The sequence below is a fragment of the Xylophilus sp. PBN-3R genome (genome assembly GCF_057747805.1).
On the sequence record NZ_CM173225.1, the window covers coordinates 54,114 to 70,233 of the forward strand.

The 16,120-nt window shown below is 66.9% G+C and carries 17 protein-coding genes; 11 read left to right on the forward strand and 6 right to left on the reverse strand.

Annotation, left to right across the window (positions count from 1 at the left end; translation table 11 throughout):
• Positions 1–23 precede the first annotated feature (23 nt).
• Together AC3ANW_RS00300 and AC3ANW_RS00305 are read left to right on the forward strand one after the other, a co-directional pair.
• A complete protein-coding gene (locus AC3ANW_RS00300) occupies positions 24–512 on the forward strand; it encodes a MarR family winged helix-turn-helix transcriptional regulator (RefSeq protein ID WP_488343214.1) in 489 nt (162 codons plus the stop codon).
• Positions 509–1,729, forward strand: a complete 1,221-nt coding sequence (locus AC3ANW_RS00305) for a multidrug effflux MFS transporter (protein WP_488343215.1) — start codon at positions 509–511, stop codon at positions 1,727–1,729. The genes AC3ANW_RS00300 and AC3ANW_RS00305 overlap by 4 nt, the downstream gene beginning before the upstream one ends.
• Here the strand turns inward: AC3ANW_RS00305 and AC3ANW_RS00310 are convergent.
• Both AC3ANW_RS00310 and AC3ANW_RS00315 read right to left on the reverse strand, forming a co-directional pair.
• On the reverse strand, positions 1,726–2,244 hold the full coding sequence (locus AC3ANW_RS00310; protein ID WP_488343216.1) for an MgtC/SapB family protein: 519 nt from the start codon (positions 2,242–2,244) through the stop codon (positions 1,726–1,728). The two genes, AC3ANW_RS00305 and AC3ANW_RS00310, sit on opposite strands and share 4 nt — an antisense overlap.
• An 80-nt stretch (positions 2,245–2,324) precedes the next feature.
• Positions 2,325–2,699 carry a hypothetical protein gene (locus AC3ANW_RS00315; protein WP_488343217.1) on the reverse strand — a complete coding sequence of 125 codons (375 nt, stop codon included), beginning with the start codon at positions 2,697–2,699 and terminating at the stop codon, positions 2,325–2,327.
• A gap of 227 nt (positions 2,700–2,926) precedes the next feature.
• On the opposite strand from AC3ANW_RS00315, the gene AC3ANW_RS00320 reads away from it, so the two are divergent.
• On the forward strand, positions 2,927–3,958 hold the full coding sequence (locus tag AC3ANW_RS00320) for a LacI family DNA-binding transcriptional regulator (RefSeq protein ID WP_488343218.1): 1,032 nt from the start codon (positions 2,927–2,929) through the stop codon (positions 3,956–3,958).
• A 57-nt stretch (positions 3,959–4,015) separates the two neighbouring features.
• Here AC3ANW_RS00320 and AC3ANW_RS00325 read toward each other — a convergent pair whose 3' ends face one another.
• Positions 4,016–4,291, reverse strand: coding sequence for a hypothetical protein (locus tag AC3ANW_RS00325; RefSeq protein WP_488343219.1), 276 nt, complete (start codon positions 4,289–4,291; stop codon positions 4,016–4,018).
• A 418-nt stretch (positions 4,292–4,709) separates the two neighbouring features.
• Here AC3ANW_RS00325 and araD point away from each other — a divergent pair, with 418 nt between their 5' ends.
• From araD to AC3ANW_RS00360, 7 genes are all read left to right on the forward strand, one after another.
• Positions 4,710–6,488: an L-arabinonate dehydratase gene (araD, locus tag AC3ANW_RS00330; protein ID WP_488343220.1), complete on the forward strand. Its 1,779-nt coding sequence runs from the start codon at positions 4,710–4,712 to the stop codon at positions 6,486–6,488.
• 55 nt (positions 6,489–6,543) lie between these two features.
• Positions 6,544–7,521 carry a Bug family tripartite tricarboxylate transporter substrate binding protein gene (locus AC3ANW_RS00335; protein WP_488343221.1) on the forward strand — a complete coding sequence of 326 codons (978 nt, stop codon included), beginning with the start codon at positions 6,544–6,546 and terminating at the stop codon, positions 7,519–7,521.
• Between the two features lie 30 nt (positions 7,522–7,551).
• The gene (locus AC3ANW_RS00340; RefSeq protein WP_488343222.1) at positions 7,552–8,556 is read left to right on the forward strand and encodes a Bug family tripartite tricarboxylate transporter substrate binding protein; all 1,005 of its coding nucleotides are present in this window, start codon (positions 7,552–7,554) and stop codon (positions 8,554–8,556) included.
• 32 nt (positions 8,557–8,588) lie between these two features.
• Positions 8,589–9,323, forward strand: a complete 735-nt coding sequence (locus AC3ANW_RS00345) for a ribonuclease activity regulator RraA (RefSeq protein WP_488343223.1) — start codon at positions 8,589–8,591, stop codon at positions 9,321–9,323.
• 37 nt (positions 9,324–9,360) lie between these two features.
• The gene (locus tag AC3ANW_RS00350; protein WP_488343224.1) at positions 9,361–10,335 is read left to right on the forward strand and encodes a tripartite tricarboxylate transporter substrate binding protein; all 975 of its coding nucleotides are present in this window, start codon (positions 9,361–9,363) and stop codon (positions 10,333–10,335) included.
• A gap of 63 nt (positions 10,336–10,398) precedes the next feature.
• Positions 10,399–11,343 carry a 2-hydroxyacid dehydrogenase gene (locus AC3ANW_RS00355; RefSeq protein ID WP_488343225.1) on the forward strand — a complete coding sequence of 315 codons (945 nt, stop codon included), beginning with the start codon at positions 10,399–10,401 and terminating at the stop codon, positions 11,341–11,343.
• A 131-nt stretch (positions 11,344–11,474) separates the two neighbouring features.
• Complete coding sequence (locus AC3ANW_RS00360) at positions 11,475–12,566, forward strand: type II asparaginase (RefSeq protein ID WP_488343226.1); 1,092 nt, start codon at positions 11,475–11,477, stop codon at positions 12,564–12,566.
• 95 nt (positions 12,567–12,661) lie between these two features.
• On the opposite strand, the gene AC3ANW_RS00365 is transcribed toward AC3ANW_RS00360, so the two are convergent.
• Genes AC3ANW_RS00365 through AC3ANW_RS00375 form a run of 3 tightly spaced genes read right to left on the reverse strand, consistent with a single transcriptional unit; the run spans position 12,662 to position 15,032 of the window.
• The gene (locus AC3ANW_RS00365; protein WP_488343227.1) at positions 12,662–13,276 is read right to left on the reverse strand and encodes a phosphatase PAP2 family protein; all 615 of its coding nucleotides are present in this window, start codon (positions 13,274–13,276) and stop codon (positions 12,662–12,664) included.
• 11 nt (positions 13,277–13,287) lie between these two features.
• Complete coding sequence (locus AC3ANW_RS00370) at positions 13,288–14,094, reverse strand: metallophosphoesterase family protein (protein WP_488343228.1); 807 nt, start codon at positions 14,092–14,094, stop codon at positions 13,288–13,290.
• Positions 14,091–15,032, reverse strand: coding sequence for a diacylglycerol/lipid kinase family protein (locus tag AC3ANW_RS00375; RefSeq protein WP_488343229.1), 942 nt, complete (start codon positions 15,030–15,032; stop codon positions 14,091–14,093). Before AC3ANW_RS00375 ends, AC3ANW_RS00370 begins: the two co-directional genes overlap by 4 nt.
• 175 nt (positions 15,033–15,207) lie before the next feature.
• Between AC3ANW_RS00375 and glyQ the strand changes: the two genes are divergently transcribed.
• Positions 15,208–16,113 carry a glycine--tRNA ligase subunit alpha gene (gene glyQ, locus AC3ANW_RS00380; protein WP_488343230.1) on the forward strand — a complete coding sequence of 302 codons (906 nt, stop codon included), beginning with the start codon at positions 15,208–15,210 and terminating at the stop codon, positions 16,111–16,113.
• Positions 16,114–16,120: the final 7 nt, after the last annotated feature.

Sequence of the window (16,120 nt, forward strand, 5' to 3'; positions counted from 1 at the left end):
TTGATTTGCAAATAGATCATTCGATGCCCCATTTGAACGAACACGACACGCGGCGGTTCTCGACCCTGCAGTCGCAGAACACGCGACAGTGGCGCAAGGCCGTCAACGAGACGCTGAAACCCCGCGGCCTCACCGAAGCCACCTGGCTGCCCCTGCTGCACCTCGGCCGCGCTGCCCGGCCGCTGCTGCAAAAGGAACTCGCCCAGCTCATGACGCTGGACAGTTCATCGGTCGTCCGCCTGCTCGATGGCCTCGAAGCCGCCGGCCTGGTCGAGCGGGCCACCGCCGAAGATCGCCGCGCGAAGGCGTTGCGCCTCACCGCTGCAGGCTACGAGACCGTCGAGCAGGTCGAGCAGGTGGTGAATGAAGCCCGCCGCCGCTACCTGGCGGATGTCACGCCGGAAGAGTTGGCGGTGGCACTGCGGGTACTCGAAAAAGTGGCGGCTGCATTGGCGGCAGGCACCGGCGAGACCGCGGACGCCGATGCCGCCCTGACGGAGAAATCCGCATGACGGCTCCCGTCATCGACGCGGTGCCGGTTGCCCGGCCGCCAGTGCCCGTCTGGCTGCTGGTGCTGATCACGCTCAGCGGCACCCTGGCCATGCACATGTTCGTGCCGGCGCTGCCGCTGGCCGCGGCCCAGTTGGGCACCACCCCGCAGGCGATGCAGATGACCATCAGCCTGTACATCGCGGGGCTGGCGGTCGGCCAGCTGATCTACGGTCCGCTGTCGGATGCCTTCGGGCGCCGGCCGCTTCTGCTGGGGGGCCTGGCGCTGTACACCGCGGCAGGACTGGTGGCCGGCCTGTCGAGCGGCATTCATGCGCTAGTGGCCGCACGGCTGCTGCAGGCGCTGGGCGGCAGTGCCGGGCTGGTGCTGGGCCGCGCCATCGTGCGCGACACGGTCCGCAGCGACGATGCGGTGCGCAAGCTGGCGATGCTCAACCTGATGATGGTGATCGGCCCCGGACTGGCGCCGATCGTCGGCGGCGCGATCGTCGGGCATGCGGGGTGGCGTGTCATCTTCGTGCTGTTGGCGCTCATGGGTGCGCTGGCCTTTGCCTGCACCGCCAAGCTGTTGCCGGAAACCGGCCGGCCCACCGGCACCATCAGTCCCCGCAGCCTACTGCGCGACTACCGCGAACTGCTGGCCTCGCGGGTGTTCGTCGGTTACGCCATTGGCGGCGCTTGTTCGACCACCGCCTTCTATGCGTTCCTGGCGGCGGCCCCGTTCGTGTTTGCCAACGAGCTGCACCGCCCTCCGACCGAACTGGGTTTCTACCTGGCGATGATGATGGCCGGCTTCTCGCTGGGCAACGCCCTCACCGGCCGGCTGATGCGCAGCCTGTCGGGCGAAAGGGTGCTGTTCGGTGCGAACCTCGTGAGCCTGGTCAGCGCTGCCGTGCTGCTGTTGCTGGTCGCCACCGAACACATGAGCGTGGTGGCCGTGGTCGGCCTGCTGTTCCTGTTCACCGTCGGAGCGGGCGCAGCCAGCCCGGTGTCGATGGTCAAGGCCATCAGCGTTGCGCCGCGGCTGACCGGATCGGCTGCCGGCCTTTACGGTTTCGGGCAGATGGCGGTCGGCGCGATCTGCACTGCGCTGGTCAGCCTGGGCCGCGACCCGGCTTTGACGTCTGCCGTGGTGCTGACCGCGATGGCGGCCCTGGCGCGTGGTGCCTACGTCGTCGCCACACGGCACGAACAGCACCGGCTGGCGAAGGTCTCCTAATCCTCGTTGGCGATCCGGGCAGCCGGCGCCTTCACCCGGTTCGAAACACCGCGCAGCAGCGGCTCCAGCGACAGGACACCCACCGCCAGCGCGGTGCTGAGCACCGCGGTCATCTCGCGTCCCAGCCCGGCCGCCATGCCAATGGCGGCAGTCAGCCAGATGCCGGCGGCGGTGGTGAGCCCGCGCACATGGGCACTGCCGCTGTCCTTCAGGATGGTGCCGGCACCCAGGAAACCCACGCCAGCGATGATGCCCTGCGCCACGCGGCTGATGTCGGTCTGGATGACCCCGCTCTGCTGCGACACCAGCACGAACAGCGCAGAACCCATGCTGACCAGCATGTGGGTGCGGATGCCGGCTTCCTTGCCGCTGCGTTCCCGTTCGAAACCCAGCAAGCCGCCGAGCAGGCCGGCGATCAGCAGCCGCAGGATGATGGTCACCGCCTGCTCCATGTCCGCCACATCGGAGAACTCCTTGCGGAAGACATTGCCTACTGCAGCCCAGGTCGAATCCATCGCGTCATTTCTTTCGCCAAAAAACAGAAGGCCGCCATGCGTGACATGGCGGCCTTTTCAGGGGTGTTTGAGAGGGGCGGTCAGTGCGCCGTCGCCGAGCGTTGCAGTTTGCCATGCGGCACCGTGGCCAGTCGCTTGAACATGCGCCGGCAGTAACCGGATATTGCAAGGCAGTTGTTGATTTCTTCGACCGGCAGCGGACCGGACACCACTACCAGATCATTGGCCGCAGCCTGGTCTCCGGCCAGCCGCAGGCGGCGGCGATGGCCCAGCGCCCAGTTCAGAATCCGTTGCGGCGTGCCGTGCTGGTGCAGCGCGCCGGTGCTCACGTCGAATGCCAGCGCGACATCGTCGGTCTTCAATTTGAAACGACGTTCACCGGTCACCTTGCTCGGTGTTTCTTGCAGGTCGTACAGGTAATAACTGCCGGCCTTGAGCTGATATTGCAGGTCCATGGCGAAAACTCCTCGGGGCCGATTGTCCTTTGCGCGGCGCTGCAAGGGGAAAATTCGAGCCTGGGAAAACAGGGGGATTCAGCGTGTTTTTTGAAGCTTATAGCGGCTGACTATCCAAGGCAACGGTTCGAAAGTACCCACCCGCTGTGGGAATCGGCCTCGCCCGGGTGTCCACCCATAATGACGCGCAGCCCCATCGAACACCCGCCAGCGCGGCCTACGACACAGTGACAAACACCAAACCCAGCGCCCGCGGGCCGCGCCGCGGAAGTGGCGGCATCACCCTCGACGACGTTTCCAAGATCGCCGGCGTGTCGGCCATCACCGTCTCACGTGCGCTCAATACACCCGACCGCGTCACACCCGAAACCCGAGAAAAAGTGCGGCTGGCGGTCGAAAGCACCGGCTACGTGCCCAACCTGCTGGCGGGTGGCCTGGCTTCCAACCGCAGCCGCCTGGTGGCCGCGCTGGTGCCCACCATCGCCGGCCCGGTTTTCCTGGAGACCATCCAGGCGCTGACCGAAGCCCTGGCCGGGCGCGGCTACCAGCTCATGCTGGGCCAGAGCGGTTATGGCGAATCGCGCGAAGACGCGCTCATCGACGCCCTCGTCGGCCGCCGTCCGGACGGCATCGTGCTGACCGGCATCATGCGGTCCGCAGCGGGGCGCCAGCGCCTCATCGCGTCCGGCATTCCGGTGGTCGAGACCTGGGACCTGACATCCACGCCGGTCGACATGCTGGTCGGCTTCTCGCACGAACAGGCGGGTGCTGCGGCCGCCGACTACCTGTTCTCGAAAGGTTATCGCCACCCCGCGGCAGTGACCGGCGACGACCATCGCGCCAACCAGCGCCGCGTCGGTTTCGAGCGCCGCATGGCCGCGCTCGGTGTGGCCGACGTGAAGATATTCACCGTGCCCGCGCCGACCACGCTGGCCGGCGGGCGAGAAGCCCTGGCCTGGCTCCGGCAGCGCCATCCGCAGGTCGACGCGCTGGCCTGCAGTTCCGACGTGCTGGCCCACGGCTCCATCATCGAGGCGCAATCCCGCGGGCTGCAGGTGCCGAGGGACATCGCGGTAATGGGTTTCGGCGACCTGTCGTTCGCCCGCCATGCCTGGCCGGCCATCACCACCGTGCGTATCGACGGCACCGGCATCGGGCGGCAATCGGCCGCTTTCATCGCGGACAGGGCGGAAGGCAAGGTGGTGGCGCAGCCGGTGGTGGATATCGGGTTTTCGTTGATCGGGCGGGAGAGCGCGTAGCCGGACGCACGGACTCCCGGATACCGGGATGCAAGTCCCATGAAATGGGGACGGATGTCAAACCTCCGGCAGCATCCAGTCTTCCGGCCGGGCCAGAGATCCGCTGTCGCCCAGCTTGCGCAGCGCCACGTCCGCCACCCATCCCATGCGGTCGACCAGGTACTGCATCAGTTGCAGACGCTGTTCGAGGTTCTCGATGGAGGCACATTCCTCTGGCCGGTCGCGTGTCAGGCCGATGGCGGCGCTGGCCAGGCCGCAGAGATTTTTCAGGACCCGCTGGGCGTCCTCTATGTCTGACGGGGAAACGGTGGTTTGCGGCTGCTCGTTCTTCATGCTGGCCTCCTGACGGTTAGGCGCTGCAATGGGAGATGGAGTCGCCGCCCCTTCGACTCTGGGAAGAAGGGGCGGCGGCCCGAGCGAGTTGACGTACCGGACCAAGGCCTACGGCAAAAACCGGCAGGGCGCGAACCCTCCCACTCGAGCCGCCAAAACGGTTCGAATAGAAAAGGCCGCATTACCTTGCGGTGCGTCGGCCTTAGCCGTACGCCTTGGATTTCAGGACGTCAATCCCGATCGCGCCTTCCGGCGCGACGGCGAACTTTATCCGAGAAACGGCCGCATCCAGCCCGCCGGTACGCCCCGTCGAAAACCAGATCGAACCGCGGGAATTCCCGCATCCACAAGCGTTGACCCGCCACTGCCCGGCTGTCTATCATCCTATGACAGCGCTAACATCCGAATCGAGACAACCATGTCGTCCCCCGAAAACAAGAATCCAAAACGCAAGACTCCCGAAGAACTCCGCTCGCACCGCTGGTACGGCGCCAAGGACCTGCGGTCGTTCGGCCACCGCTCGCGCACTGCCCAGATGGGTTTCAGCCGCGACGATTACCTGGGCAAACCGGTCATCGGCATCCTCAACACCTGGAGCGACATGAACTCCTGCCACACGCACTTCAAGCAGCGGGTGGAAGAGGTGAAGCGCGGCGTCTGGCAGGCGGGCGGTTTCCCGGTCGAGATCCCGGCCATGAGCCTGGGCGAGGCTTTCCAGAAGCCCACCACCATGCTCTACCGCAACCTGCTGGCGATGGAGGCCGAGGAACTCATCCGCAGCTATCCCTGCGACGGCGTGGTGCTGATGGGCGGCTGCGACAAGACCACGCCCGGCCTGGTGATGGGCGCGCTGGCCAACGACCTGCCGACCATCTTCGTGCCCGCCGGCCCCATGCTGCGCGGCGACTACAAGGGCAAGGTGCTGGGCTCGGGTTCGGACACCTGGAAATACTGGGCCGAACTGCGCGCCGGCAACATCACCGAAGACGACTGGCAGGACGTCGAAGACGGCATCGCCCGTTCGCCCGGCACCTGCATGACCATGGGCACCGCCAGCACCATGACCAGCGCCACCGAGACCTTGGGACTGACGCTGCCCGGCGCATCGTCCATCCCCGCGCCCGATTCGCGCCATTCGATGATGGCCACGGCCACCGGCAAACGCATCGTCGAGATGGTCTGGGAAGACCTGAAGCCGTCGGACATCCTCACGCCCGCATCGTTCGACAACGCGGTGACTGCGGTGCTCGGCCTGGGCGGATCGACCAACGCCATCGTCCACCTGATCGCCATGGCGCGTCGCGCCGGCGTGGCGCTCGACCTGGCGCGTTTCGACGAACTCGCACGGCAGACGCCGGTCATCGCCAACCTGCGCCCGGGCGGCCAGTACCTGATGGAAGACTTCTATTACGCCGGCGGCCTGCGGGCGTTCCTGAAGGAAATGGGCGGCCATATCGACGGCAGCCAGAAGACCGTCAACGGCAGGACGCTGGCCGAGAACATCGCCGACGCCGAGGTCTACAACCACGACGTGATCCTGCCGCTGGCCGCGCCCAAGCTGGAAAGCGGCGGCCTGGCCGTGCTGCGCGGCAACCTGGCCCCTGACGGCGCCGTCATCAAGCCGGCGGCGATGGAACAGCACCTGCGCAAACACACCGGTCCGGCGGTGGTCTTCAAGGACTACAACGACATGGCCGCGCGCATCGACGACCCGGCGCTGCCGGTGACCAAGGACAGCGTCATCGTGCTGCAGAGCGCCGGCCCGCAAGGCGCGCCCGGCATGCCCGAATGGGGCCAGCTGCCCATCCCGCAGAAGCTGCTGAAGGAAGGCGTGCGCGACATGGTGCGCATCAGCGACGCACGCATGAGCGGCACCAGCTACGGCGCCTGCGTGCTGCATGTCACCCCTGAATCGCATGTCGGCGGACCGCTGGCGCTGGTGCGCGACGGCGACCTGGTGACGCTGGACGTCGATGCCCGCCGCATCGCCATGGAAGTGAGCGATGAAGAGATCGCCCGTCGCCGCGCCGAATGGAAAGCCCCCGTGCCCAAGTTCAGCCGGGGTTTCGGGGTGATGTTCCTCAAGCATGTGCAGCAGGCCGACACCGGCTGCGATTTCGATTTCCTGGCGCCGGACTATGTGGATCCGGCGTCCGCCGCGGCTAGGTCGGCCAGCGGGGAGCCCGAGATCCACTGAACTTCCGCCCATCCGATACCAGCCCGCAGAGGCATCAGAGAAAAGAGACAAAGACATGAACAAGAGAACCCTGCTCGGCGCTGCCGCTGCCCTGGCCCTGGCAGCCCCGCTGGGCGCCTTCGCCCAGGCGCCTGCGCCGTATCCCGGCCGCACGGTGACGATCATCGTGCCCTTCGCACCCGGCGGCGGCACCGACATCGGCGCCCGCCTGCTGGCGGTGAAACTGGGCCAGAAATGGGGCCAGTCGGTGGTGGTGGAGAACCGCACCGGCGCGGGCGGCCTGATCGGCGCCGAGGCGGTCGCCAAGGCCCGGCCCGACGGCTACACCCTGCTCATCGGCAACGTCGGCACCCAGTCGATCAACCCCTCGCTCTACAAGATGCCTTACGACGCCGACAAGGCGTTCACGCCCATCTCGCTTTTCGCCGAACTGCCCTTCGCGTTTGTCATCAACCCCGGCATCAAGGCGACGACACCGAAGGAACTGGTCGCGCTGGCCAAGGCCGAGCCTGGCAAGCTGACCTATGCCAGTTCGGGTGCCGGCGGTTCGCCGCACCTGACGGCGGAGATCTTCCAGCAGGCCACCGGAACCAAATTCACCCACGTGCCGTACAAGGGCGGCGGCCCGGCCATGGCCGACCTGATGGCCGGCCACGTGGACATGCTGTTCGCCTCCATCCTGGAAACCGCGGGTTATGTGAAAGCCGGCAAGTTGCGCGCCCTGGCCGTCACCAGCCCGCAGCGTTCACCGGCCATGCCCGATGTGCCGACGCTGGCCGAACTGGGTGTGAACAACGCCGAATCCGGATCCTGGGTAGCGCTGCTGGGCCCGGCCGGCATGGCGCCGGCCCTGGCCGAGAAGATCGCCGCCGACGTGCGCGAGATCGTGGCCGCGCCGGACACCAGAACGGCCCTCATCGCCCAGGGCGCGACACCGCGCGGCAGCACGCCCGCCGAGTTGCAGAAGGTCATCGACGCCGACAAGGAGCGCTACGGCAAGGTCATCAAGGCCGGCGGCATCCGCATCGACTGAGATTCATCCAGAACAAGAGAGACAAACACCATGACGAACGCCTTCACCCCGCGCCGCCGCACCCTGTTGCAGGCGACGAGCGCCTTCGCCTTGCCCGCCGGGCTCTTCGGCGCCGGCACGGCTTCGGCCCAGGACGGCTGGCCCGCCCGCCCCATCACCTACGTCGTTCCCTTCACGCCGGGCGGTTCCACCGACGTGATCGGCCGTGTCATTGCGCAGAAGCTCACCGAGACCCTCGGCCAGCCGGTGGTGGTGGACAACCGCCCGGGCGCCGCCGGCGCGGTCGGCGCCACCTACGTGGCCAAGTCCAGGCCCGACGGCTACACCCTGTTCGGCGGCACCATCAGCACCCACGCCATCAACGCCAGCCTGTACAAGAACCTGCCCTACGACCCGGTGAAGGACTTCGAGCCGATCTCGCTCGTGGCCTTCCTGCCGAACGTGCTGATGGTGTCGCCGCAGCTGGGCGTCAATTCGCTGGCCGAGCTGGTGGCGCTGCTGAAGAAGGACCCTTCCAAACGTACCTTCGCGTCTTCCGGCGCCGGCACTTCCACCCATCTGGCGGGTGAACTCATGGCCGACCTGATCGGCGTGCCGCTGACCCATGTGCCCTACAAGGGAACACCGCCGGCCATGCTCGACGTGTCGTCCGGCCAGGTCACCTTCATGTTCGACCAGTTCACCGCCGCGCTGCCGCTGGTGCAGTCCGGCAAGCTGAAGCTGCTGGCCGTGACCACCGGCAGGCGCGCCGCCATCGCGCCGCAATTGCCGACGATGGCCGAGGCCGGTGTGCCCGGTTTCGAGATGGCTTCGTGGCAGGCCGTCTACGCGCCCAGGGGCACACCCAAGGCCATCGTCGACCGGCTTTCCACCGAGATCGCCAAGGCTCTCAAGACCCCGGAAATCAACGACAAGCTCACCACGCAGTTCGGCATGGAAGTGGCGGCCGGTTCGCCCGCCGAACTGGCTGCGCTGATGCAGAAGGAAATCCCGCGCTGGGCCGAACTCGTCAAGAAATCCGGCGCCTCGGTCTGACCTGGATTCCCCTTTATCGATCGCTCCTGAACATGACACAAACCACACCTCCCATCCTCTCCGACGAAACCCGGGAGTTGCTGCGCCACGTCAGCGTCGCCACGCTCTGCACCCAGCTCTTCAAGCGCGGTTTCCGCAACGTGTTCCTGCAAGGCGTCGGCCGCCTCACCACGCCCAGCGGCGGCAACCTGGTCGGCCCGGCCTACACCATGCGCAACATCCCGGCGCGTGAAGACATCGACCAGATCAGCGCCTTCGACGATCCGGACCATCCGCAGCGCCGCGGCATCGAAAGCGTGCCGCCCGGCCATGTGCTGGTGATCGACTGCCGGGGCGAGAAACGGGTCGCTTCCGGCGGCGGCATCCTGACCACCCGGCTGAAGGTGCGCGGCGCCGCGGGCCTGGTCTCCGACGGCCCGGTGCGCGACAGCGGCCAGATCGGCAAGATGGACTTTCCCGTCTACTGCTCGGGTGGCAGCGCACCGCTGAACCTCATCCACCACCATGCCATCGACCTCAACGTGCCCATCGGCTGCGGCGGCGTGGCGGTGTACCCCGGCGACGTGGTGGTGGGCGACGAAGAAGGTGTGGTCATCGTGCCGGCGCACCTGGCCGAAGAGATCGCCCGCGACGCCACCGAACAGGAAAAGATGGAAGCCTTCATCCTCGAAAAGATCGAGGGCGGCGTGAAGCTCGGCGGCACCTATCCGCCGAACGAAGCGACCAGGGCCGAATACGCGGTGTGGCGCCAGAAAAAGGGCGTCTGACGCCCAAGGTTCTTCAGAAAACAAAGAGACAAAAACCATGCAACGCCGCCTCGCCACCATCGCCGCCGCCACGCTCCTGGGCGCGGCGGCCCTGCCTGCCATCGCCCAGCCCGCCGCCTGGCCGAACAAGCAGATCACCATCGTCGTGCCGGCCTCGCCGGGCGGCGCCATCGACCTGCTGGCCCGGCTCATCGGCAACAAGATGACGGCCGACTGGGGCCAGCCGGTGGTCGTCGACAACCGCACCGGCGCCACCGGCATCATCGGCACCGACCTGGTCGCCAAGAGCCTGCCCGACGGCTACAACCTGGTGCTGGTCGCCAGCAGCCACGCCATCAATCCGAGCATGGTGAAAAAGCTCCCCTTCGACACGGTGAAGAGCTTCGAGCCGGTGGTGCTGACCCATGTGGTGCCGCTGGTGCTGGTCACCGCGCCCAACTTCCCGGCGAAGACGGTGAAGGACATCGTGGCCTACGGCAAGGCCCATCCCGGCGAACTGAGCTTCGCGTCGAGCGGCAGCGGCGGCGCGCCCCATTTCTCGGGCGAGCTGTTCAAGAGCCTGGCCAGCCTCGACATGACCCACATCCCCTACAAGGGCAGCACGCTGGCACACCCCGACCTGATCAGCGGCCGGGTGTCGCTGATGTTCGACACGGTGGCCGCCACCAACGTGCAGATCAAGGCCGGCCGCCTGAAGGCCTATGCGGTGACCACCGACAAACGTTCGTCGACCCTGCCCGACGTTCCCACCATGCAGGAAGCCGGCATCGCCGGCTACGACACCAGCACCTGGGGCGGCCTGCTGGCCCCGGCGGGCACTCCCAGGGCGGTGGTCGACAAGATCAACGCCGAGGTCATCCGCATACTCGCCATGCCCGACGTCCGCAAGACCCTGCAGGACAACGGCATCGAGCCCGGCGGCGGCAGCCCGGCCCAGTTCGGCAGCTTCATCCAGACCGAAATGGTCAAGTGGGGCAAGGTCGCCAAGGACGCGGGCATCCAGCCGGAGTGAGCCGGAGTCACCTCGCTTGCGGCACACTCTTTTTCTTCTCATCGACACATTTTTCCGACCTCCATGCGCCAACGTCTCCTGATCCAGCAGGGTGCCCTGCTGCCCGCACTCGAAGCCCGCCTCACCGACCGATACGACGTGCAGCTGCTGCCGGCCGCCGGGCCGGAGCGTGATGCCTTCCTGGCCGCCGGCGGCAAGGGCGTCGAAGCCTTCGCCACCTCGGCGCGTTTCGGCATCGACGCCCGGACCATCGCGGCGCTGCCCGACCTGAAGATGGTTTCCAGCTTCGGTGTCGGACTCGACACCATCGACCTGGCCGCCGCCAAGGCGCGTGGCCTGCAGGTCGGCTACACACCCGACGTGCTCAACGACTGCGTGGCCGATACCGCCTTCGCGCTGCTGATGGACGTGTCGCGCCGCATCACCGAAGCCGACCGTTTCGTGCGGCGCGGCGACTGGCAGAAGGGCCAGTTCACGCTGGCCACCAAGGTCTCGGGCAAACGCCTGGGCATCCTGGGCCTGGGCCGCATCGGCTCGGCCATCGCCAAACGGGCGTCGGGTTTCGACATGGAAGTGAAATACCACAACCGCAAGCCGGTCGAGGGCTCTGCTTACGGGTACGTCGGCTCGCTGAAGGAACTGGCCGAATGGGCCGACTTCCTGGTCATCGCCAGTGCAGGCGGGGCGGAAACCCGCGGCTTGGTGTCCGCCGAGATCATCGACGCGCTGGGCCCCAAGGGCTACCTGATCAACATCTCGCGCGGCACCGTCGTCGACGAGTCCGCGCTGGTCAAGGCGCTGGTCGAGAAGCGCCTCGGCGGCGCGGGACTGGATGTCTTCGAGTCCGAACCCAAGGTGCCGGCCGAACTGCTGGCGCTGGACAACGTGGTGCTCCTGCCCCACCTGGCCAGCAATACCCACGAGACCCGGGGCGACATGGCGCAGCGTGTGGAAGACAACCTGACCGCGTTCTTCGCTGGCAAGCCGTTGGTAAGCGCTGCCTTCTGAAGGCCGGTTTGCATGCATTCGAAAAATGCATGACAGGACCGTCATGAAAGCGCGGGCGCACCGCTAGCATTGCGTTCGCCGGCCCTTTCAGGGCCGGCGCCCAAACGTTGATCTACGCAGGAGCCTGACGCATGTACCTTTCCCCCCGTTACCGCAGCCTCGTCACCGGCGCCGCGCTCGTGGCCCTTTCGGCCGCATCCGGTTTCGCATCGGCCCAGACCGCACCCGCGGCCAAACCCAACGTGGTGATCCTGGCCACCGGCGGCACCATCGCAGGCGCCGGCGCCAGCACCGTCAACAGCGCCAGTTATGCGGCCGCCAAGGTCGCGGTCGACAAACTCATCCTCGGCCTGCCCGAACTGCAGAACGTGGCCAATGTGCGCGGTGAACAAACCTTCCAGATCGCCTCGGAAAGCTTCACCAACGACAACCTGCTGGTGCTCGCCCGCCGTGTCTCGGCCCTGGCCAAGGACCCGGCCGTGAACGGCATCGTCGTCACCCACGGCACCGACACGCTGGAGGAAACCGCGTACTTCCTGAACCTGGTGGTGCACACCGCCAAACCCATCGTGGTGGTCGGCTCCATGCGCCCGGGCACCGCCCTTTCGGCCGACGGCGCGCTCAACCTGTACGACGCCGTCAGCGTGGCCGCATCGGCCGATTCCGCCGGCAAGGGTGTGCTGGTCACCATGAACGACGAAATCAACTCGGGCCGCGACGTCGCCAAGCTGATCAACATCAAGACCGAGGCCTTCAAGAGCCAGTGGGGCCCGCTGGGCATGGTGGTCGAGGGCAAGAACTACTGGTTCCGTGCACCGGTCAAGACCCATACGATGCAGAGCGAATTCAACATCGACAACATCCAGTCGCTGCCGGTCGTCGAGATCGTCTACGGCTACGGCAACGTGCCGCGTTCGGCTGTCGATGCGATCGGCGCGACACCCGGCCTGCAGGCCATCGTGCATGCCGGCACCGGCAACGGTTCGGTCGCCGACCGTGTGGTTCCCGCGCTGCAGGATCTGCGTTCCAAGGGCATCAACGTGATCCGTTCCAGCCGTGTGCCGGCCGGTTTCGTTCTGCGTAACGCAGAGCAGCCGGACGACAAGTACGACTGGGTCGTGGCACATGACCTGAACCCGCAGAAGGCCCGCATCCTGGCGATGGTCGCCCTCACGAAGACTCGCGACCCCAAGGAGCTCCAGCGAATCTTCTGGAGCTACTAAGAGCCCTCGGCTTCCCGGGCCGCTGAACGCGGCCGGTAGTCGCCATTCCCCTTAGGGGGATGGCTTCGCCGGGTCCAGGAGACCCTGGCCCGGTCCTACCGGTGAATACGGGTTTTGTCGCCTCGCTGAAGCACGTGCGCAGCGCCGACGGTGAGCAGCATCCAGGTGAGCCCCGAACACAGGCCGGCGGCCACGTCGCTCGCGTAGTGCACCTGCAGCACGACGCGGCTTAACGCCACCAGGGTGACGATCGCCAGCGCGGCGACCGTCGCGGGCCACCGCCAGCGCGGTGCCAATTTCCAAACCAGCCAGGCCAGCATTCCGTAGGCGACGAGAGATGCGGAGCTGTGTCCGCTGGGAAAACTGAAACCGTGCTCAGGCCCGGGCAATCCGTCGATCAACGGACGGGCACGGACGAAAAAAGCTTTCAGGCCCCGATTCAGCAGACCGTTGCCGAGCAGGGCCACGACCCATGTCGCGGCGAAGGCGTGGTGTTTTCCTGCGATCAGGCCGGCAGCCGCCAGCGCGCCGACGGCCCAAAGCCATGGCGGATCACCCAGATGGGTCAGCACGGCGAACATCTCGCGCAACTCGGGCGGCGTATGGATGCCGACGGCATGGCTCAGGGACTCGTCCCAGACCTGCAGCGGGCTGCCCGCACCCAGATGCGTCGCCAGCAGCGCAAAGACGCCGGCCGGCAGAAGGGCCAACCAACCGGCCCTCATGCCAGCTTCAGCGCTTCGGTATGCGCAAGGCGGAAGCGGGTCGACTCGCTGTCGTAGTCCCAGCGTTCGACGCTACAGCCGCGGCGGCCGTCGACGAATTCACGCCGCAACAGGTTGACCGAATTGGCCGTGCCGCCCCGCACCCGCGACGAGACCGCGGTGCCGGCCTGCACCGCCCAAAGGCGCGCGCCGTCTTCGCCGGTCGTCTGCAGCGGCAGCACGCAGGGCAGATGGATATGCCCGCCCAGCACCATGTCCGCGCCGGCTTCGGCCCATCGGGCGGTCGCGGCGCGGGCGCCGTGCAGCAGGTTCTTGGTGTCGGTCGAGGTGGGCGACGCCACCGGCTGGTGCACCACCAGCACACGCAGTTGTCCGGGCCTCGCCTTCAGCAGACGCTGGGCGGTGCGCTCGATCTGTGCGCCCGAAACCTCGCCGTCCTCATGGCGCCAGCGGCGGGTGGTCTTGTGGGAGATCACCAGCCAATCGTCGGTTTCGACGGCCGGCGCGAGTTCGGCGCCGAAGGCCCGGCGATAACGGCGGTAGGGGTCGAGCAAGCGGAGCGGCAGGTTGAACAGGGGAATGTCGTGGTTGCCCGGTATGACGATCCAGCGGGGGATCTGCAACCGGTCCATGAAGGTCCGGGCGGCCATGAACTGCTTCGCCGTGGCGCGTTGGGTGACGTCGCCGGACAGCACCGCCAGGCCGGGTTCCTGCTCCGCGACCAGCTGTTCCAGGGCAGCGACCACCGGCGCCTGTTCGGTACCGAAATGGGTGTCGGAAAGGTGCAGCAGCGTATTGCTCATGGTGCAGGCTTGATCAGCCAGAGCGGCTCGGGCGCGACCCGGAAATGCAGCGGCATGTCCATGCGTTCGATCTCGCCGTCGGCCGCCACCTTGACGCTGTGGCGGCGCGATCCGCGGGTTGGTTCGGCGGTCAGCGAACGGAACGACAGGGTCTGCACATCGTCGTCCCGGTCGAGCTTGCGCAGAAAGCCGTTCAGCACCAGTCCGAGTTGCGACAGCACGCCGCGGGGCCGCACCAGCACGCCGGCCAGGGCACCCCGATCCAGCGCCTCGCCGTCGCTCACGCCGATGTCCTCGAACTGCAGCGCGTTGTTGCCGACGAAAAGCGAGGAGGTCGACACGACCTGCTCGCCATCGCGTGTCGACAGCTTCAGGGTCCAGGGCCGATGCCGGCGGGTGAGGGTCCAGAAGGCGGCGCAGAGGGCCATCCACCGGCTGCGGCCGTAGCGCGACTTGAACGTTTCGCGGTCTTCCAGCAGGGTGGCGTACAGCCCCATGCTGGCATTGACCAGGAACACCCGGTCGTTCACCAGGCCCACCTGCACGGCTACCGGCGCGTGGGACAGCAGCGACTTCACGGCTTCTTCCGTCTCCGTCGGAATGCCGTGGTTGCGGCCGAAGTAGTTGAACGTGCCCTGCGGCAGCACACCGAAGGCGCATCCGCTGCCCAGCACCGCCTGCGCCACCGCGTTGATGGTGCCGTCGCCGCCGGCCACGACGACGATGCCGCCGGTCTGCCGGGCGGCTGCCACCGCGGCCCGGGCCTGGTCCTGCGGCGGATGGGCCGGGTCGATCGCGAAGCCGTGCAGCGTCCGCCTGGCGCCGTCGCATTCGCGCTGCAATGCGGCCAGCGCCTGGCCGGCCTGCCCCTTGCCGGAACCGGGGTTGTGCACCAGGTACAGCGGTGCGTCGGGGGCGGGTGTGGGGCGGGGCGTCATGCACGGCAGTATTCACCGTGGCAGGCCTCGTCCGCCGGCCGCACGGCGCGTTCGTCTGTGGGAGAAAACCGCGACGGGCCATCCGCCTAAAATAGGCGGTTCCGCCAGGCCGGCTCCGCGCCTGCCCTGGCGCCACTTTTATGCCCCTATCCGCCCGATCGGTGGGCCACACCGCATGTTGACCTTCCAGCAGATCATTCTGAAACTCCAGTCCTACTGGGCCGAACACGGCTGCGCCCTGCTGCAGCCCTACGACATGGAAGTCGGTGCCGGCACTTCGCACACCGCCACCTTCCTGCGTGCCATCGGCCCCGAGCCGTGGAAGGCCGCCTATGTGCAGCCCAGCCGCCGCCCCAAGGACGGCCGCTATGGCGAGAACCCGAACCGCCTGCAGCACTATTACCAGTTCCAGGTGGTGCTCAAGCCAGCGCCGTCGAACATCCTGGAGCTCTACCTGGGCTCGCTCGAAGCGCTGGGTTTCGACCTCAGGAAGAACGACATCCGTTTCGTGGAAGACGACTGGGAGAACCCCACGCTCGGCGCCTGGGGCCTGGGCTGGGAGGTCTGGCTGAACGGCATGGAAGTAACCCAGTTCACCTATTTCCAGCAGGTCGGCGGCATCGACTGCAAGCCCATCACCGGCGAGATCACCTACGGCCTTGAGCGCCTGGCGATGTACCTGCAGGGCGTGGACAACGTCTACAACCTGACCTGGACCGAAGGCCTCAGCTACGGCGACGTCTACAAGCAGAACGAGGTCGAGCAGTCGACCTACAACTTCGAGCACAGCGATGCCGACTTCCTGTTCTCGGCCTTCAATGCGCACGAAAAACAGGCGAAACACCTGATGGAAAACCAGCTGGCGCTGCCGGCCTACGAACAGGTGCTGAAGGGCGCGCACAGCTTCAACCTGCTGGACGCGCGCGGCGCCATCAGCGTGACCGAACGGGCGGCCTACATCGGCCGCATCCGCAACCTGGCGCGCGCGGTGGCGCAGAGTTATTACGAAAGCCGGGAGCGCCTCGGCTTCCCGATGGCGCCGCGTGAATGGGTGGCGCAGATCCCGAAGAAGGCAGCGTGAGCGAGAT